At 67.2% G+C, this 18,520-nt stretch carries 13 protein-coding genes; 5 read left to right on the top strand and 8 right to left on the bottom strand.

The genetic code is table 11. The features are described 5' to 3' along the window. Positions 1-83: 83 nt before the first annotated feature. Positions 84-443 carry a hypothetical protein gene (locus D6M19_RS27980; protein ID WP_123028539.1) on the top strand — a complete coding sequence of 120 codons (360 nt, stop codon included), beginning with the start codon at positions 84-86 and terminating at the stop codon, positions 441-443. On the opposite strand, the gene D6M19_RS27975 is transcribed toward D6M19_RS27980, so the two are convergent. The 3 genes from D6M19_RS27975 to D6M19_RS27965 are packed head-to-tail and all read right to left on the bottom strand — an operon-like array spanning position 440 to position 5,822. Continuing rightward, positions 440-1,798, bottom strand: a complete 1,359-nt coding sequence (locus D6M19_RS27975) for an FAD-binding oxidoreductase (RefSeq protein WP_123028538.1) — start codon at positions 1,796-1,798, stop codon at positions 440-442. The genes D6M19_RS27980 and D6M19_RS27975 overlap by 4 nt on opposite strands. Beyond that, the gene (locus D6M19_RS27970; protein WP_123028537.1) at positions 1,795-5,217 is read right to left on the bottom strand and encodes a TM0106 family RecB-like putative nuclease; all 3,423 of its coding nucleotides are present in this window, start codon (positions 5,215-5,217) and stop codon (positions 1,795-1,797) included. The genes D6M19_RS27975 and D6M19_RS27970 overlap by 4 nt, the downstream gene beginning before the upstream one ends. 47 nt (positions 5,218-5,264) lie before the next feature. Next, positions 5,265-5,822, bottom strand: coding sequence for an LppP/LprE family lipoprotein (locus D6M19_RS27965; RefSeq protein WP_123028550.1), 558 nt, complete (start codon positions 5,820-5,822; stop codon positions 5,265-5,267). A gap of 115 nt (positions 5,823-5,937) precedes the next feature. Between D6M19_RS27965 and D6M19_RS27960 the strand changes: the two genes are divergently transcribed. From D6M19_RS27960 to D6M19_RS27950, 3 genes are all read left to right on the top strand, one after another. Then, positions 5,938-7,620, top strand: a complete 1,683-nt coding sequence (locus D6M19_RS27960) for a DEAD/DEAH box helicase (protein ID WP_123028536.1) — start codon at positions 5,938-5,940, stop codon at positions 7,618-7,620. Further along, entirely contained in the window at positions 7,617-8,768 is a 1,152-nt protein-coding gene (locus D6M19_RS27955; RefSeq protein ID WP_123028535.1) for an acyltransferase family protein, read from the top strand. The genes D6M19_RS27960 and D6M19_RS27955 overlap by 4 nt, the downstream gene beginning before the upstream one ends. Positions 8,769-8,947: 179 nt before the next feature. Continuing rightward, the gene (locus tag D6M19_RS27950; protein ID WP_123028534.1) at positions 8,948-11,335 is read left to right on the top strand and encodes an arylsulfatase; all 2,388 of its coding nucleotides are present in this window, start codon (positions 8,948-8,950) and stop codon (positions 11,333-11,335) included. A 3-nt stretch (positions 11,336-11,338) separates the two neighbouring features. Here the strand turns inward: D6M19_RS27950 and D6M19_RS27945 are convergent, their stop codons facing one another. The 5 genes from D6M19_RS27945 to D6M19_RS27925 form a co-directional block, all read right to left on the bottom strand. After that, on the bottom strand, positions 11,339-11,926 hold the full coding sequence (locus tag D6M19_RS27945; protein WP_123028533.1) for a TetR/AcrR family transcriptional regulator: 588 nt from the start codon (positions 11,924-11,926) through the stop codon (positions 11,339-11,341). Then, entirely contained in the window at positions 11,926-13,167 is a 1,242-nt protein-coding gene (locus D6M19_RS27940; RefSeq protein ID WP_123028532.1) for a cytochrome P450, read from the bottom strand. The genes D6M19_RS27945 and D6M19_RS27940 overlap by 1 nt, the downstream gene beginning before the upstream one ends. A 56-nt stretch (positions 13,168-13,223) precedes the next feature. Next, positions 13,224-14,543: an FAD-binding oxidoreductase gene (locus tag D6M19_RS27935; RefSeq protein ID WP_123028549.1), complete on the bottom strand. Its 1,320-nt coding sequence runs from the start codon at positions 14,541-14,543 to the stop codon at positions 13,224-13,226. A 62-nt stretch (positions 14,544-14,605) separates the two neighbouring features. Beyond that, positions 14,606-16,249, bottom strand: a complete 1,644-nt coding sequence (locus D6M19_RS27930) for an L-lactate permease (RefSeq protein ID WP_123028531.1) — start codon at positions 16,247-16,249, stop codon at positions 14,606-14,608. Between the two features lie 109 nt (positions 16,250-16,358). Next, on the bottom strand, positions 16,359-17,600 hold the full coding sequence (locus tag D6M19_RS27925; protein ID WP_123028530.1) for a multidrug efflux MFS transporter Tap: 1,242 nt from the start codon (positions 17,598-17,600) through the stop codon (positions 16,359-16,361). Between the two features lie 74 nt (positions 17,601-17,674). Here D6M19_RS27925 and D6M19_RS27920 point away from each other — a divergent pair, with 74 nt between their 5' ends. Then, a complete protein-coding gene (locus tag D6M19_RS27920; protein WP_123028529.1) occupies positions 17,675-18,514 on the top strand; it encodes a uracil-DNA glycosylase in 840 nt (279 codons plus the stop codon). Positions 18,515-18,520 lie beyond the last annotated feature (6 nt).

Below are 18,520 nucleotides of genomic sequence, written 5' to 3'. Positions count from 1 at the left end.
TGGATGGGTGGGTAGGACGGGGACGACCGTAACGTGCAGCGAATCCGTCGGCGGCAGCGGAAGATGTGTATCGGCGGGAGCCCGTGGGCAGCCTGCTCGACTTCCTCGCCGATGTGCCATCGCCGAAGCCGTCGGTGGAGCCGATCGGCTTCGCCCACAACGGTTTCCATGTCGACGAAGAGCAGCGGTACCAACCACTCACCAGCTTTGAGGCGCGCGAGGAGGAGCCGTCGCACGCCGAGCCGCCGAAGCCCGACATCCTCAGCCCCGACTATCCGTTGGACTTCGGCAGCCACGCCCATTACGAGAGCCCGGACGAGGCCGGCTTCGAGTCGTCCTCGCGCCACCAGCTGGACGAAGAGCCTCGGTCCAACGGCAGGCATTCGCGTGCCGAACCCCGCGACTCGTCGAGCCGCGGGCGGCACTCCCGGCCCGGCGACTAATCGAACAGCACGGCGGCGTTGAGAAATCCCGAAGGGTCGAACGCTGTCTTGACCGTCCGCATCGCGGCGATGTCGGCATCCGTGCGCGACATGCCGACGTAGTCGCGTTTGCGGCTGCCGACGCCGTGTTCGGAGCTGACATTGCCACCGCACCTGGCGATCAACGCCATCATCGCCGAATACAGTGCGGCCTCACGCACTCCATCGAGCGCGCAGCGCAGAACGTTGAGGTGCAAATTGCCCTCACCGATGTGGCCGAACAGCACCGGGATGGCGTCCGGAGCGTGTTCGGCGACGAGCTCGCCGGATTGGCGCGCGAACGGCGCGATCGCCGACAACGGCAGCGACACATCGAATTTCAGCGGCGGGCCGTAGATGCCGAGGACTTCGGCGACCGACTCGCGAACCTGCCACAGCCGCTGCTGTGAGTTGACGTCGACGCCGACCGCGGGCTCGCCGGTCAACCGCGCGTGTTCCAGCGCGTCGGCCAGCTGCTCGGTCTGGTCGGTGTCGGCCGCTAGTTCGATGAGCAGCTGCCAGGCACCCTGCACAGGCGCGGGCACGCCGAGGTGTTCGGCGGTCAGTGCGCTGGCCCTGGCATCCATCAACTCCAGCGCCGCGATGCCGTCCATATCGCGGAACTCGCGACCCGCCTCGACCAGATCGTCGAGATCGTCGAACCCGCACACCGCGGTCACCCGGTTCGTCGGTACCGGGTGCAGTCTCAGGTCCAAACCGGTGATGACGCCGAGCGTGCCCTCGGCGCCGACGAACAGCGACGCCAGGTCGTATCCGGTGTTGTCCTGCCGAACTTGGCTGTGCCGCGCCACGATCGATCCGTCGGGCAACACCACGTCGAGCCCGATCACCTGCTCGCCCATGTTGCCGTAGCGCACGGTGCGCAGTCCGCCCGCGTTCGTCGACGCCATGCCGCCGACGGTGGCGGAATCGCGCGCGGCGATGTCAACGCCGAACACCAGACCCGCCTTGGTCGCCGCCTTCTGCACATCGGCCAGCGTCGCGCCCGCGCCCACTCGGATGCGTCGTTCCACGACGTCGACCTCACCGATATCGGTCAGCCGCTCGGTGGACAGCAGCACGTCGTCGTGTTCGGGGACGGTGCCCGCCACCAACGAGGTTCGTCCGCCCTGCACGGTGACGTGCCTGCCTGCGTCACGGCAGGCCCGCAGCACCGCGGCGACGTCCTCGGCGGAGCCCGGTCGGACGAGAACGCTGGCGTGCCCGCGGTAGCGGCCGGTGTGGTCGACGCTGCGGCCCTCGAGCACGTCCGGATCGGCGCTGACGTGCGCGGCGCCGACGATCGCGGCGAGCCGGTCGGTCAGTGTTTCGGTCACCCCGTGGGTCTATCACACGAGGGCAGCGACAAGAATGCACCCAGTTCGATCAGGCCGTCCGGCGTGCTCGGCAGGTATTCGGTGAGCAGCGGTGAGCGCACGATGACGCTCAGGTACTTCGCCCGGCTGACCGCGACGTTGAGCCGATTGCGGTTGAGCAGGAAAGCGATTCCGCGCGGCACGTCGTCGATGGACGAGGCCGTCATCGACACGAACACCACGGGCGCCTGCTGGCCTTGGAACTTGTCGACCGTGCCCGCGCGTACCGCGCCGAGTCCTGCCGCGTCGAGACGGTCACGCAGCAACACCACCTGCGCGTTGTAGGGGGAGACGACCAGCACGTCGGACTGCGCCAGCGGCCGTGGCCCGCATTCGTCGGTCCATGCGGCGCCGATCAGCCGTTCGATCTCGGCCACGATGGCGTCGGCCTCCTCGGGGCTGTCGGTCGAGTTGCCGTCGTGGTCGACGGTCAGTACCCGCACTCCCGGCGGGTGTCCGGCGAGCGTGCGCGCGCCGGTCACCTCGTCGACCGAGTGCAGGCGGTCGTCGTAGGACAGCCGCGACACCGCTGCGCACACTTCGGGGTGCATGCGGTAGGAGAGGTCGAGGAAATATCCGAGCTCGGCGGGAAGCGTGTGCCTGCCGTCGATCAGCCAGCCCAGCGCTGAGGTGTCGACAGGTTCCGGGTGTGTGCCCTGGCTGACCTGCGGCAACTGCTGCGGATCGCCAAGCAGCAGAAGGCTTTTCGCGGCCGAAGCCACCGCGATGGTATTCGCCAGGCTGTACTGTCCGGCCTCTTCGACGACGAGCAGGTCGAGGCTGCCGCGCGGCACCCGGCCTGCGTTGGCGAAGTCCCATGCGGTGCCGCCGACGACGCAGCCGTCGTGGTCGGCGATGAAGCCCGGGTACTCCTTCTCGTCGATCTCCTGCCAGCTCGGCTCGGCGCCGTGCTTCTTCTTGGCCACCAGCGATGCGTCGACTCCTGAGCCGACCACGTCGCGGAACAGGTTCTCGACGACCGCGTGCGATTGCGCGACCACGCCGATGCGCCAATGGTTTTCGGTGACGAGGCGAGTGATGACCGCCGCGGCGGTGAAGGTCTTGCCCGTACCGGGCGGGCCGTGTACGGCCAGATAGGAGGAATCCAGGTCGAGGAGCGCTGCGGTGATCGACTCGGCGACCTCGGGATAACGGGGGAGCGGCCCGGCGCTGCGGGTCCGCGGCGGGTGTCGCAGCAGGATGTCGACGACCGCGCTCGGCGGCAGGTCGGGCAGGCCCGCTGCGATATCGGCGGCTGTCGCGTCGATGGAGTCGCGCAACGGACCGGTGGAAATCGGCGGGCCGGGCGTCAGCGCGAACGGCAGCTGATCAAACAGCCCGCCGTCCTTGGGTTCTCGTTCGATGACGGTCACCTCGGTCGGTGCGGCAGGGTCGTCGCAGTCGACGACGGTGACCGTGCCGAACGCCCTTCGCTCGGTGTCGTCGGTGAGGCCGGTGGGGGAGGGTGGTTCGTAGAGCGCGTACATCGACTTGTTGAGGTCGCCTGCCGCGATGGCTCCGTGAAGGCGTACCCGCCGTTGCGGCTTGCGCGCCTTTGGCGGCGTACGCCAGTCGGTGTCGACCTCGGCCCGCTCGGCGATGAAGACGTCGGTGTTGTCGGCCCATTCGTCGACCGGATTGTTCAGCCGGTCGAAATGGCCCCACCAGAACGGCTTGTCCTCGCGACGGTGGTACCCGCGGGCCGCCGAGATCATGGCCACCGCAGTCTGTTTCGGTGTGCGAGCGGCCGGGTCGTCGCCGACGAACTTGGCCAGCTTGCGGGCCAACTGGTCGTCGTCTGCGATGGTTGCGCCGTCCTTGACGGGCTGGGCCCCGATGGGCGGCACCTCGCAGTCGATGGCGCGGCAGATCAGCCAGTCCCGCAGCTTGCGCGTCGACGTGCAGTCGTACCGGTTGTACTCCTCGATCTCCTTGAGCACGACCGCGGCGTCGTCGTCGCGGCCTGCGGCCCGTAGATCGCAGTATTTCGCATACTGGGTGATGGAGTCGGTCGCCGTCGTCACGTCGCCCGTGCGGAGCTGCCCGCCCATGTAGAGCGGCTCGAGCGACTTCAGGCTGTAGTTCTCGGTGCCCACCCGGATGCTCTTGCGCACCAAGGGATACAGGTCGACAAGGACGCCGTTGCGAAGCAGGTCGTCCACCTCGTCCTCGCCCACCCCGTAGCGGCCGGCGAGCCGCAGTAGAGCCGTTTTCTCGTAGGGTGCGTAGTGGTAGATGTGCATGTGTGGATAGCGCTTGCGACGGGCGCGCACCATCTTCAGAAAGTCACGCAATGCCCGGCGTTCGCCCGCGCGGTCGTGCGCCCACAGCGGCCGAAATTCGTCGGCCGTGTCGAGCACGCCGAACAAATATTCCAATCCCCACGCCCGGCCGTCGGCCGTCCACAGCGGATCGCCCTCGAAGTCGAAGAACAGATCGCCCTTGTCCGGCTCGGGGAGCACCATCAACGGCTGCGGGTCGGCGATCTCATAGGGCGGCTTGCCGTCGACCCGCGGCGCCAGTTGCAGTCGAGCCTGTGCGGTCAGTGCCGCGACGGCACGCGCGGACAGTTCACCGACCTCGCCGTTGTGGCGCGCGAGACCGCTGATCGTGGTGATGCCCGCGTCGATCAACCGGGCGCGCTGGGTGGCACGCATACCGGCCACCAACAGCAGGTCGTCGTGTTCGCGGACCTGGATCGTGCACTCCGGACAGCGGAAGCACGCCCGCACGGTCTCGTCCTCCCAGGTGACCGGCTCACCACGGGCCAGGTGATCGTCGAGCAGGCGCTGCAGGGCGGTGCGGCGCGGACCGTACACCGGCAGCAGCTCGTCGACCCGGTAGCCGGCGGTGGCGCCGTCGCCGAGCACCAGTTCGACCTCGGCGGCGACCGGCACTCCTGCCCTGGCCAGCGTGTCGGCGTACGCGGCGAGCTGAAGGAGCGCCTCGACCTTGACCGACCGCGCAAGCTTGGTGTCCCGCAGGCGGTAGCGCTCGCCATCGGGGGTGTCCGAGAGCACCAGGAAGTCCGCGAAACCGGCGAACCGGCCGTCGAACATGGCCGCCTGGTAGATCACCGGCGCCCGTCGTTCAACCGCCCTCAGGGTGGCCTCGGCCGCGGCGGTGAGTCCCGCGACGGTGTAGTGGGGCCGACCGATGACCGCCACCGTGTCGTCCACCGTCGACCGTAGCGCGTCCAGGTGGCGCTGCTCGTGCTCGCCGCCGAGTTCGGCCGTGCGGGCAAGCAATTCGTCGTCGGCTGCCACGGGTGGCCCCCAGCCGAGCCGGGCGTCGAACGAGCGCAGCAGCGCGTACTCGCAGCGGGCCGCGGCTGCAAGGTCGGAGGCGCTGTAGATCACCCGATCGTCGGCGACGAACACGTGCCCAACTGTAGGCCCGTAGCCCGACACGGTTTCGCGCCGGAAGGTCAGCCGGGCGTGTTGCCGATCAGTTCGACCCCCGCGCCGTTCCAGCGGAACTTCACCACGCTCTCCAGCCCCGGGGTGCCGTTGGAGTAAACAAGCGCGACGGTGTCACCCGTGCTGGCCGACTGGTCGATGCCGTTGAAGCCGTATGTGTCGGGCACCCCGGTCGGGATGAACTTGCCGAGGTGAAAGAGCACTGCGCGGGTGTTGGGGTTCTCGGCGTTGGTGTTGGCCCTGATGATGACCGCCGACAGCTGGGCGCATTCGTTGTAGGTGCCTGCCATCGGCTCGGGACTCCAGGCCTGCCCGCTGCGTGGATCGCGGGGCAGCTCGGAAACGGTCTTGGCGATCTCGGGTGCTGCCAGGTTGACCGCGCACGGATCGGCAGCCGTGCTTGGTGCGGCGCTTGTGCGCGACGGTGCAGGCAGCGCGGTCGCGGGCGCAGGGGCGGCGGTGGAGGTGCTGGCGTCCGGTGTCTTGGAGACCGTCGAGTCGCCTGCGCCGCAACCGGCCAGCAGCGCGACGAACACCGCTGCGGCGGTCGCGACCAGATGCCGCATGCCGCGCGGCCCCTGACCCCATTTCACAGTTGCGCACCGTACCGGCATCCCGTGCGCCGATCCGGCAGGCGGCGCGGCGGGTCGAAACGACGCAGGCCACTAGACTGGCACCCCGATGACGCCGCCCGATACCGACGCGCCCCTTGCGCAACCCACATTTGCCGACCTGCAGATTCACCCCGCGGTGCTGCAGGCGGTGGCCGACGTCGGCTATGAGACGCCGTCGGCGATCCAGGCGGCGACCATCCCGCCCATGATGGCGGGCTCCGACGTGGTTGGCCTCGCGCAGACCGGAACGGGCAAGACGGCCGCGTTCGCCATCCCGATCCTGTCGAAGATCGACACGTCGAGCCGCATCACCCAGGCGCTGGTGTTGGCGCCTACCCGCGAACTCGCGCTGCAGGTCGCCGAGGCATTCAGCCGCTACGGTGCGCACCTGTCGGTGAACGTGTTGCCGATCTACGGTGGCGCCGCCTACGGACCTCAGCTCGGCGGGCTCAAACGTGGCGCACAGGTCGTCGTCGGCACCCCGGGCCGGGTCATCGATCACCTCGAGAAGGGCAGCCTCGACCTCACGCACCTCGACTATCTGGTGCTCGACGAGGCCGACGAGATGCTCCAGATGGGGTTCGCCGAGGACGTCGAACGCATCCTCTCCGACACCCCCGAATACAAGCAGGTCGCCCTGTTCTCGGCGACCATGCCGCCGGCCATCCGCAAGATCACCAGCAAGTACCTGCATGACCCGGTCGAGGTGACCGTCAAGTCGAAGACGCAGACGGCGGAGAACATCACACAGCGCTACATCGAGGTTCACGGCCCACGGAAGATGGACGCGCTGACCCGCCTGCTCGAGGTCGAGCAGGGTGACGCGATGATCGTGTTCGTCCGCACCAAACAGGCCACCGAGGAAGTCGCCGAGAAACTCAAGGCGCGGGGGTTCGCGGCCGCGGCCATCAACGGTGACATCCCGCAGGCGGTGCGCGAGCGCACCATCGCGGCGCTGAAGGACGGCACCATCGACATTCTGATCGCGACGGACGTCGCCGCGCGCGGATTGGACGTCGAGCGAATCTCACACGTGCTGAACTACGACATTCCGCACGACCCCGAGTCCTACGTGCACCGGATCGGGCGGACCGGCCGGGCAGGCAGGTCGGGCACCGCACTGTTGTTCGTCACGCCCCGTGAACGCCACCTGCTGAAATCGATCGAGCGCGTCACCCGGCAGAAGTTGGTCGAATCCGAGTTGCCTTCGGTCGACGACGTCAACGCCCAACGGGTGGCGAAGTTCCGCGATTCCATCACCACAGCGCTGCAATCCCCGGGAATCGACCTGTACCGCAGGCTGATCGAGGGATACGAACGCGACCACGACGTGCCGATGGCCGACATCGCGGCGGCCCTGGCGCTTCAGAGCCGCGACGGGGAAGAGTTCCTGATGACGGAACCGCCGCCGGAGAAGCGCCGCGAGCGGCCCGACCGCGGGCAGCGCGAGGACGGGCCGCATCGCAACCGGCGCGAGGTACGCAGCGACCTCGCCACCTACCGCATCGCGGTCGGCAAGCGGCACAAGGTCATGCCCGGTGCCATCGTCGGCGCGATCGCCAACGAGGGTGGCCTGCATCGCAGCGATTTCGGACACATCTCCATTCGGCCCGAGTATTCACTGGTCGAATTGCCTGCGAACTTGTCCAAGGAGACGCTGAAAGCCCTTGCCAAGACCCGGATTCAAGGTCAGTTGATCGACCTGCAACCCGATCGCGGGCCGAAGAAGCCGCACCGCAAATCCAAATGACCGTGTCGCGGGGCGTTGCAGGCTCTGAGGCTCAAGGCGGACTCGAGTCCGTCGCGGCACCCGAACGGGTGGCGTCGCTCACCGGGATTCGCGCGGTGGCGGCGTTGCTGGTGCTGGCGACCCATGCCGCTTACACCACCGGCAAGTACACCCATGGCTATGTGGGACTCGTTTATGCCCGCATGGAGATCGGGGTGCCGATCTTCTTCGTGCTTTCGGGGTTCCTGCTCTTCCAGCCGTGGGTGAAAGCGGCTGCGGCAGGGCGCGATTGGCCATCGGTGCGCCGCTACGCCTGGCACCGGGTGCGGCGGATCATGCCCGCGTACGCGGTGACCGTGGTGGCGGCGTACGCGGTCTACCACTTTCGCTACGCCGGACCGAACCCCGGCCATACCTGGATGGGCTTCCTCCGCAACCTCAGCCTGACCCAGATCTACACCGATCAGTACATGTACTCCTATCTGCACCAGGGCCTGACTCAAATGTGGAGCCTGGCTGTGGAGGCTGCGTTCTACGTCGTGCTGCCGCTGTTGGCCTGGCTGTTGCTGGCGGTTTTGTGCAGGCGCCGGTGGCGTCCTCTGCTGTTGCTCGGCGGCCTGTTGGTCTTGACGGCGGTGACGCCGGGCTGGCTGATCTTCGTCCACACCGTCGACGGGTTGCCCGACGGGGCGCGCCTATGGCTACCGACCTATCTGATCTGGTTCGTCGGCGGAATGCTGCTGGCGGTGTTGGCGGTGATGGGCGTGCGCTGTTACGCATTCGCGGTGTTACCGGTCGCGGTGGTGAGCTACTTCATCGCCTCGACACCGATTGCGGGCGAGCCGACGACGTCCCCCTATGCCTTGGCGCCGGCGATATGGAAGGCGGTCTTCTACGCCGTGATCGCGACGCTGATGGTCGCGCCGGTGGCGCTGGGTGATCGCGGTTGGTACGCACGGCTGCTGGCCAGCCGCCCCATGGTCTTCCTCGGCGAGATCTCCTACGAGATCTTCCTGATCCATCTGCTGACGATGGAGATCGTGATGGTGGAGCTCCTGCACTTCCCGATCTACACCGGCTCGATGCCCGCCCTGTTCCTGGCCACGTTCGTCGTGACGGTGCCGCTGGCGTGGCTGCTGCACCGCTTCACCCGCGTGCGATCCGCGTAGGGGGCGCCGCCGAAACTGCGGCGAAATCGCCGCTGGCGGTGAGATCACGCACTGCCCGCAGTCTCGGCGCCGGTGCAGGCGTGCGCGTGTCGAAACACCACGGTGGCCGATACGCATCCATAGGCTGTGTCATCTCGGGCCCAAGAAGTGTGGCTCGAGAGAAGGCCGAGAGGACCGCCATGCCCAGCAAGTCAGCGCAGAACAATGGTCAGCCGAACACGGGGGCGGGGGAGGTCCGACGCGATATCCTACCGATTCCCGACCCTGCGCATGTCGGTCTGACGACGTACGCGGCCACGGATCCTGACACCAAGTACCCGCCGATCACGACCTTGCGGCCCCCGGATGGTGCGCCCAACGTGCTGATCGTTTTGATCGACGACGTCGGATTCGGAGCGTCGACGGCCTTCGGCGGCCCGTGTGCCACCCCGACCGCCGATCGGTTGGCCGCCAACGGGCTGAAGCTGAACCGCTTTCACACCACAGCGCTGTGCTCTCCCACCCGCCAGGCGATGTTGACGGGCCGCAACCACCACTCGGTCGGCATGGGCGCGATCACCGAGATGGCGACGTCGGCGCCAGGCAACAGCACCATCAGGCCGAAGAACAAGGCGCCGATCGCGGAGACGTTGAAGCTGAACGGGTACTCGACGGCTCAGTTCGGCAAGTGCCACGAGGTGCCGGTCTGGGAGGTATCGCCCGTCGGGCCATTCCACCAGTGGCCCACCGGTTCGGGCTTCGAATACTTCTACGGCTTCATCGGCGGCGAGGCCAACCAGTATTACCCCGGCCTCTTCGAGGGCACCACCCCGGTCGAACCGGAGAAGTCGCCGGAAGAGGGCTACACCCTCAACGAGGACCTGGCCGACCGGGCCATCACGTGGGTGCGCCAGCAGAAGGCGCTTTCGCCCGACAAGCCGTTCTTCATGTATTACGCACCGGGTGCCACCCACGCGCCACACCACGTCCCCAAGGAGTGGATCGACAAGTATCGCGGCAAGTTCGACGCCGGCTGGGATGCTCTGCGGGAGCAGATCTTCGCCAAGCAGAAGGAGCTGGGCGTCATACCGCAGGACGCCGAGTTGACCAAGCGCCACGCCGAGATCCCGGCGTGGGACGACATGGCCGATGAGCTCAAGCCGGTGTTGGCCAGGCAGATGGAGATCTACGCGGGCTTCCTCGAGCAGACCGATTACGAGGTCGGTCGGGTCATCGACGCTATCGACGATCTCGGGGTGCTCGACGACACGCTGGTCTACTACATCATCGGCGACAACGGCGCGTCGGCCGAGGGCACACCGAACGGCTGCTTCAACGAGATGTGCACCCTCAACGGGATGAGCGGCATCGAGACCACGGAGTTTCTGTTGTCGAAGATCGACGACTTCGGAACACCTGAGGCCTACAACCACTATGCGGTGGGCTGGGCACACGCGTTGTGCAGTCCGTATCAGTGGACCAAGCAGATCGCGTCACACTGGGGCGGCACCCGCAACGGCACGATCGTGCACTGGCCCAACGGGTTTGCCGACAAGGGCGCGACCCGCAATCAGTTTCATCACGTCATCGATGTCGCTCCGACGATTCTAGAGGCGACCGGTGTGCCCGCACCGCTGTTCGTGAACGGCATCCAGCAGGCTCCGTTGGAAGGGGTCAGCATGCTCGAAACCTTGCGTGACGGCGCCGCCGCCGAGTCACACGACGTGCAGTACTTCGAGATCATGGGAAACCGTGGGATCTACCACAAGGGCTGGACCGCTGTCACCAAGCACCGCACGCCATGGCTGAGTGACCAGCCCTCCCTCGAAGACGACGTCTGGGAGCTGTACGGGCCAGACGACTGGACGCAGGCGCACAACCTCGCGGCCGAAGAGCCCAAGAAACTTGCTGATCTGCAACGGCTTTGGCTCATCGAGGCGGTGAAGTACAACGTTGTCCCGCTCGACGACCGGTCGTTCGAGCGCATCAACCCCGACATCGCCGGACGGCCCCATTTGATCAGCGGCAACAGCCAGTTGCTGTTCTCCGGAATGCGGGTGAGCGAGAACTGCATCCTCAACATGAAGAACAAGTCGCACTCGGTCACCGCCCAGGTCACGGTGCCGGAGTCCGGTGTCGCGGGGGTGATCGTCACCCAGGGCGGCAGTGTCGGTGGGTGGTCGCTCTACGTCCACGAAGGCCGATTCAAGTACTGCTACAACTTCTTCGGTATCGAGTACTTCATCGTCGTGGCCGACGAACCGATGCCGGCGGGAAAACACGAACTGCGGATGGAGTTCAACTACGACGGCGGCGGGCTGGCGATGGGCGGGGACGTCACGCTCTTCTGCGACGGCAAGACCGTCGGCATGGGACGGGTGGAACGCACTGAGCCGATGGCCTTCTCGGCCGACGAAGCCTGCGATGTCGGATCGGACACGGGCTCACCGGCGTCGACGGACTACGGTCCTGCGGGCAACAAGTTCACCGGCACGATCGACTGGGTTCGCCTCTCCATCGAGGAAGACAGCCACGATCACCTGGTCACCGCGGAGGACAAGCTCAACATCGCGATGTCGCGCCAGTAGCGGCTAACCCGTCGCATCTTGGGTCGTCGGCACCACCATCGGGACGACGAACTGCTCGATCATCGCCCGCTCGTCGGCCTCGTCATGCCCGGGGAACACCAGCAGCGACGTCATCACCCGCACGAGCCAGCGCGCCTTGCGCTCGACAACCTCGGGATCATCGGGCGCCATCGAGATCAGGAACGCCTCGGTGAGCGCCTTGATCACCTGTGACTGCTCGGCGATCTCCGCGCCGATCGGTCGCTGCGCGGTGACGAACCACGATGACAGCGCGGGACTTTCGCGGACATTGCGCAGCGACGACACCATGCCTTCGGTGAGCCGCTCGCGCGGCTCGTCGACACCGGTGAGCTGTTCGGACATCTGGTGGAAGAGCCGATAGCTTTCGCGGTGTACGTAGGCGGTGTACAGCGCTTCCCGGTTCTCGAAGTACCGGTACAGGGTCGCGCGCGAACATCCTGCGGCCTTGGCGATTTCGTGCATTCCCACGGTCGCGGCGTCCTGTTGCGCAAACAACGCGTCAGTCGCGTCCAGTATGCGGTCGGCGGCCACCTCGGTGCGGCGGTCACCCAACCAGTCGTTGCCCGCCATTACGCGCTCACCGTGAACGGAACCGACAATGGCCTGCGGACATAACTGCCGCCCGCCCAGACCACCCCGGCCACGTCGACCTCGAACTCCGGGCAGCGGGTCAGCAGTTCGGTGAGTGCGATGCGTGATTGCATACGGGCCGCGGCCGCGCCGAGGCAGAAGTGCGCGCCGTGGCTGAACGTCATGATGTTGCGCGGACGCCTGCGCACCTCGAGTTCGCCTGCATCGGCACCGTATTCGCGCTCGTCCCGGTTCGCCGAGCCGTAGAGCAACAGCGCCTTGCGCCCCGCGGGGATCGTCGTGTTGCCGATCCGGACGTCGCGGGTGGTGGTGCGGGCCAGCCCCTGCACGGGTGAGGTGAGCCGCAGCAGCTCATCGACCGCGTCGGACATCAGATCGGGATTGTTGATCAGCAGCCTGCGCTGATCCGGCCGATGGTGCAGCAGCTGCACCGCACCGCCGAGCATGCCGGTCGTGGTGTCGTTGCCGCCGGTGACCATCGTGAACGCGAAGGCCAGGATTGACAGCATTCCCGCCATGTCACCGTCGGCGCCGACCCCCGCCGCAACGAGATGCGACACCGTATCGTCCTCGGGCTCGCGGCGGCGCCGCTCGATCAACTGGGTGAAATACGCCATCATCGACGCCACCGCCTCACCCGCGGACTCCGCCGCCTCGGAAAAGCCGGTGGATTCCGAATTCGCGGCGACGATCGCCTCGGTCCAGCCGTCGAACTGCTGCCGGTCCTCCTCTGGCACGCCGAGATAATGCGCGACGACCATGGACGGCAGCGGCTTGAACAGTTCGGCGACGATGTCACCGCCACCGGCGGCGCGCAGCCGCTCGAGCCGCTCGACGACGAACTGCTTCACGGCAGGCTCGACGGCCTCCACCTGCCGGGGGGTGAACCCGCGGGACACCAGCTTGCGGAATTCGGTGTGCGTCGGCGGGTCCTGCATGACGAACGGCGGGTTGTCGGCAAGGCCGATCATTTCCAGCTCGCCGTAGTTGACGGTCAGGCCCTGCGCCGACGAGAACGTCTCGTGGTCGCGGGCGGCGGCCCAGACGTCGGCATGCCGGGACAGCACCCAGTAGTCGTGGCCCGGCTTCTCCTCGGGGACGACGTGGTGCACCGGATCCTTATCGCGAAGCGCCTGGTACATCGGCCACGGGTTGGGCCAGGTGTCGGCCGTCGCGAGCTGAAACCGGGCGGGCATGCGGTGAGACAGAGCGGCGGTCATGTCTTATGCGTACGACACAACCATGTGCCCTGTCAACAGGGCACAGCGGATTGACATCAAATGGCGGCGCCGGGATTCAGAATGTTCTCGGGGTCGAGCGCAGCTTTGATGCGGCGGTTGAGCTCCATCGCCTCCGGTCCGATCTGGTTCGCCAACCAGGGCCTTTTGAGCCTGCCGACGCCGTGTTCGCCGGTGATGGTGCCGCCGAGCCCGATCGCCAGGTCCATGATCTCGCCGAACGCGCGGTCAGCCCGCTCAGCCATCGCTGCGTCGGAGGGGTCGTACACGATCAGCGGATGGGTGTTGCCGTCGCCGGCGTGGGCGATCAGCGAGATCATCACGTCGCGGTCGGCGGCGATGCGCGCCACGCCACCGACGAGGTCGCCGATCCGCGGCAGCGGGACGCCGACATCCTCGAGCAGCAGCGTGCCCTTGGCCTCGACGGCGGGGATCGCGAAGCGGCGGGCGGCGACAAACGCCTCGCCCTCGTCGGGGTCGTCGGTGGAGAACACGTCGGTCGCGCCCTTCTCGGCGAACACGCCCGCGATCATCTCGGCGTCTTCGGCCGCCGACCGGCCGCGTTCGTCGGAGGCGGCGAGCAGCATCGCGGCAGCATCGCGGTCAAGGCCCATCTTCAGCTTGTCCTCGACGGCGTTGATGGCCACGGCGTCCATGAACTCCAGCATCGACGGCCTCATCTGACAGGCCACCCCGAGCACCGCTTCGGTGGCCGCCTCGACCGTGGCGAAGTTGGCCACCACGGTGCTGGATCGGTGCTGTTTGGGCAGCAGCCGCAGCGTGATCTCGGTGACGATGCCGAGCGTCCCCTCGCTGCCGACGAACAACTTGGTAAGGCTCAGCCCTGCGACGTCTTTCAGTCTCGGTCCGCCGACCCGCACCGCGGTACCGTCGGCCAGCACGATTTGCAGACCCATCACGTAGTCGGTGGTGACGCCGTACTTGACGCAGCACAACCCGCCCGCATTGGTGGCGATGTTGCCGCCGATGCTACAGATCTCGAAGGACGACGGGTCCGGCGGGTACCACAGATTATGTTGTGCGACAGCCTTTTTCACCTCGGCGTTGAACAGCCCGGGCTGGCAGACCGCGGTGCGGGTGACGGGGTCGACGGTGATGTCGCGCATCTTCTCCGTCGACAGCACGATGCCTTCGTCGATGGCGGTGGCCCCGCCGGACAGCCCGCTGCCCGCACCCCGCGGCACGACGGGCACCCGGTGGGCGCTGGCCCACCGCATGATGGTCTGCACATGCTCGGTGGTCAACGGTCGCACCACTGCCAGCGGCTTACCTGCTGCCGGGTCGAGCGCACGGTCCTGCCGGTAGCCGTCGGTGATGGCCGGGTCGGTGACGACCATGCCGTCGGGTAGGTCGGCGATCAGGCCGTCGAGGGTGCTCACTCCTCCGATGCTACGAGTGATCACGACGGAACCATCCACGACAGCACCGGCGAGGCCTGCAACCCGGACAGAATGCACATCAGCAGCAGGAACAGCAGGCTCCACACCACGACTCGACGGAAGATGTCGCCTTCCTTGCCGTTCATGCCGACCGCGGCGGCGGCGATGGCGAGGTTCTGCGGCGAGACCATCTTGCCGAGCACACCGCCGGAGCTGTTGGATGCCGCCATCAAGACGTCGGACAGCCCGGCCTGGTTGGCGGCGGTGACCTGCAGCGCGCCGAACAGCGAGTTGGCTGACGTATCGGATCCGGTGACCGCGACGCCGAGCCAACCCAGGATCGGCGACAGCAGGGCGAAGGCTCCGCCGGCCGCTGACATCCAGGTGCCAAGGGTGATCGTCTGGCCGGACAGGTTCATCACGAACGCCAGCGCCAGCACCGCCATCACCGTGAGGATCGCCCAGCGCAACTGGTGCAGTGTGGTTCCGTACGCCTTCACCGCCTGCGATGCCGACAGCTTGAGCACGATCGCTGTCAGTACGCCCGCGATCAGCATCTGGGTTCCCGGCGTGGTGAGCAGGTTCAGGGTGAACTCGGTGAGCGTCACCGGCTTTCCCTTGGGGCTGACGATGTCGAGGCCCGGCCATTGGAACTTCACAGTCGCCTTGTCGAGCAGCTTTTTGACGGCGGTGATCTGGCAGATGACGAACACGGCGATGATGATCGCGTAGGGCGCGTAGGCCTTGACGACGTCGGCGCGCGAGTCGGGATGCGCGACGCGGTCGGCGAACTCGGCCGTCGGCTCGTCGGCCGCACCGCCCGCGACGACCGCGGGCTCGGTGTACGACCGGCTCGGACGCCAGACCCGCACCAGCGCGACCACTGCGGCGGCCGACAGCAGGGCGGCGACCACGTCGGCCAGCGGCACCGAGATGAAGTTGGACGTGGCGTACTGCGCGATCCCGAAGACGAGGCCACACACGACGGCCGCGGGCCATGTTTCGCGGATGCCCCGCCAGCCGTCGACGATCGCGACAAGGACAAGGGGGACGAACACCGCCAGGATCGGCGTCTGTCGACCCACCATCGCGCCGAGGGTGTCGGCGGGCAGTTCGGTCACCTTGGCCAGCGTGAGGATCGGGGTGGCCATCGCGCCGAAGGCCACGGGCGCGGTGTTGGCGACGAGCGCCAGCACGGCGGCCTTCATCGGCTTGAAGCCGAGCGCCATCAACATCACCGAGGTCACCGCGACCGGTGTGCCGAAGCCGGCCAGCGCCTCGAGCAGCGCGCCGAACGAGAACGCGATCAAAACGGCCTGGACGCGCTGGTCGTCGCTGACACGACTGAACGAGCGGCGCAGCACGTCGAAATGCCCCGTCTCGACCGTCTGCTGATAGACCCAGATCGCGTTGATGACGATCCACAGGATCGGGAAGAAGCCGAACGCGGCGCCTTCTGTGCCCGCGAGCAGCGTCTGGCCGACCGGCATTCCGTACACGAGCACCGCCACGCCGATGGCGACGGCCAGGGATATCAGCGACGCCACCCACGCGGTCACTCTCAATACGCCGAGCAGCACGAAAAGCAGTAGCAGGGGGATCGCCGCGACCAGCGAACTCCATGCGAGGGAATGGGCAACCGGATCGAGAATTTGCTGGTACACGAGTGAACCTCAGTGTTCGATTTGTGGTTTGCGTCACACGGGTACCCAGCCGACGCACTGGTGTAACGAGCCGAGTGATTTCGGCGCGCCGGCGTGCGCTCAGCGTCGGTTAGCGCGCCGAAATCGCTGGAGGATCGCGGTCCAGTTCGCGAAGTGCAGGCAAAAACACCGCGACGAGGCCCAGCAGCAGCATGGGCAGCGCTAACGCCAGGAACGTCGCGTGCAGCCCGGCGGCATCGGCGAGCGGGCCCGCCACCACCAGGCCGAGCGGTCCTGCGGCGTAGGCGAGCGACCCCATCACGCCGACGACCCGACCGCGCAGGTGCTGCGGCGCGCGGGTCTGCATGACGTAGTTGTAGATGGGCGCGATCGGGCCGTAGACGAAGCCGACGATCGCGCACAGCACCAGGATCAGCGGAAGCGGCGGCAGGAACGCGATGATCGTCATCGCAACGCCGAGCGTCAGCACGGCGATCAACATGACGGTGCGTCGACGCGAATACTTCGACATCACTGCATAACTCAGCGCACCGACGAGGCCGCCGAGGCTCAGCGCCATCAGCACCCAGCCCAGGTGTGCCGGTTCGTTGCGGTCGGTGAAATATTTGGGAAAGAGGACTGACTCCATCGGCATGTAAAGTCCGGTCGCGGCGAGGTCGACGATCGCCAGCGTGCGCAGCACCTTGTTGGTCCAGACGAACCGAAGCCCTTCGACGACGCCGGCCCATACGCCCTCGGGCAGCGCGTTGCGGTTCGGCGTGCCCGCGCCTTCGAGCCGCAGCGTCGAGATGGCGAGGATCGACAGCACGAAGGCGGCGGCGGTCACCCACATGGTGTTCACCCCGCCGAGCGTCGCGATCAACAGGCCGCCCACACCGGGTCCGACGATGTAGGACAGGTTGAACACTGCCTCATACACGCTGTTGGCGTGGTCAAGCGTCCAGCCGGCGCGCTGAGCGGCCTCTGGCAGCATCGTTTCGCGCGCCGTCATACCCGCGGGATCGAACAGCGCGCCGAGCGCAGCGAGGCCGGCAAGCACGGCCACGTTGACGACGTGCACACCGAGGGTCAGCGCAAGAACAGGAACGGCCGCCACCGAAAGGGCTGACAGCGCGTCGGAGATCATCGAAACGCGCTTGCGCCCCAGGTAATCCACCGCCGCCCCTGCGATGAGGGTCGCCACCAGCAGGGGAATGGTTCCCGCCATCGCGACGATCGACGCGTCGAGGGCAGATCCGTTGCGTTGCAGCACCAGCCAGGGGAACGCGACGATCGTGATGCCGTTGCCCGCACCGGCCAGCAGCGCGGCGAACAGGATGGTGTACAGCGGTCCGCGCTTGCCGTTCATCATGGGTTATCTCGAGGAATCTAACAGCGGCCCGGCCCGGTCGGTGAGCAATTTTGTCCCGCAGGCACAGTGGAGCGGTGAAGCTAGCTCATCCCCGCACCGGCAAGCGGTTCGACTCGCCGGTGCCCGCGGGCGCCGGTTGGCCGGGTGATCCTGCGACGCGTGCGACCGCGGTCGCCGACAGCGCCGCGCAGGTGACCGCCATGGCCGAGGCGGCGGAGTCCGTCGATCAACTCGACGCGGAGGTGGCGGTGTGCCGGGCCTGCCCGCGGCTGGTCGAATGGCGTGAGCGGGTCGCGGTTCAGAAGCGGAAGTCATATGCGGGTGAGCCTTACTGGGGTCGGCCCGCGCCGGGCTGGGGTGCGTCACGACCACGGGTGATGGTCGTCGGTCTGGCGCCCGCCGCGCACGGCGCCAACCGGACGGGGCGGGTGTTCACCGGCGACCGGTCGGGTGACTTTCTGTTCGCGGCACTGCACCGGGCCGGGCTGGCCAACCAGTCGCTGTGCGTCGACGCCGCGGACGGGTTGGCGCTCAACGACACTCGGATCGTGGCGGCAGTGCGGTGCGCGCCGCCTGCGAACGCGCCGACCCCTGCCGAGCGCGCGACGTGCGCGCCGTGGCTGGACGCCGAGTGGCGGCTCGTCGGTGCCGACGTCCGGGTCGTGATTGCGCTGGGTGGGTTCGCGTGGCGGGCCGCCCTTGACATGGTCCGGGCGGCCGGTGGCTCGGTGGGCCGTCCGGTGCCGAAGTTCGGGCACGGGGCGACGGCTGTGCTCGAGACGTCGCACGGCGAGGTCACGTTGATGGGGGTGTATCACCCGAGCCAGCAGAACACCTTCACCGGCAAGCTCACCCCGCAGATGCTCGACGACGTGTTCGGCAAGGCCGCCGAAATCGCGGGAACGCGGACGTGATGTCCA

Origin of the sequence: Mycolicibacterium stellerae, from assembly GCF_003719305.1 — a bacterium.
In the GTDB taxonomy this organism is placed as follows: domain Bacteria; phylum Actinomycetota; class Actinomycetes; order Mycobacteriales; family Mycobacteriaceae; genus Mycobacterium; species Mycobacterium stellerae.
This window is presented reverse-complemented; position numbering and strand designations above follow the sequence as displayed.

Excerpts from the sequence above, each read along its gene's own strand:
- D6M19_RS27965 (WP_123028550.1), bottom strand. The coding sequence starts at position 5,822 with ATGCGGCATCTGGTCGCGACCGCCGCAGCGGTGTTCGTCGCGCTGCTG.
- D6M19_RS27960 (WP_123028536.1), top strand. The coding sequence starts at position 5,938 with ATGACGCCGCCCGATACCGACGCGCCCCTTGCGCAACCCACATTTGCC.
- D6M19_RS27955 (WP_123028535.1), top strand. The coding sequence starts at position 7,617 with ATGACCGTGTCGCGGGGCGTTGCAGGCTCTGAGGCTCAAGGCGGACTC.
- D6M19_RS27950 (WP_123028534.1), top strand. The coding sequence starts at position 8,948 with ATGCCCAGCAAGTCAGCGCAGAACAATGGTCAGCCGAACACGGGGGCG.
- D6M19_RS27945 (WP_123028533.1), bottom strand. The coding sequence starts at position 11,926 with ATGGCGGGCAACGACTGGTTGGGTGACCGCCGCACCGAGGTGGCCGCC.
- D6M19_RS27940 (WP_123028532.1), bottom strand. The coding sequence starts at position 13,167 with ATGACCGCCGCTCTGTCTCACCGCATGCCCGCCCGGTTTCAGCTCGCG.
- D6M19_RS27935 (WP_123028549.1), bottom strand. The coding sequence starts at position 14,543 with ATGGTCGTCACCGACCCGGCCATCACCGACGGCTACCGGCAGGACCGT.
- D6M19_RS27925 (WP_123028530.1), bottom strand. The coding sequence starts at position 17,600 with ATGATGAACGGCAAGCGCGGACCGCTGTACACCATCCTGTTCGCCGCG.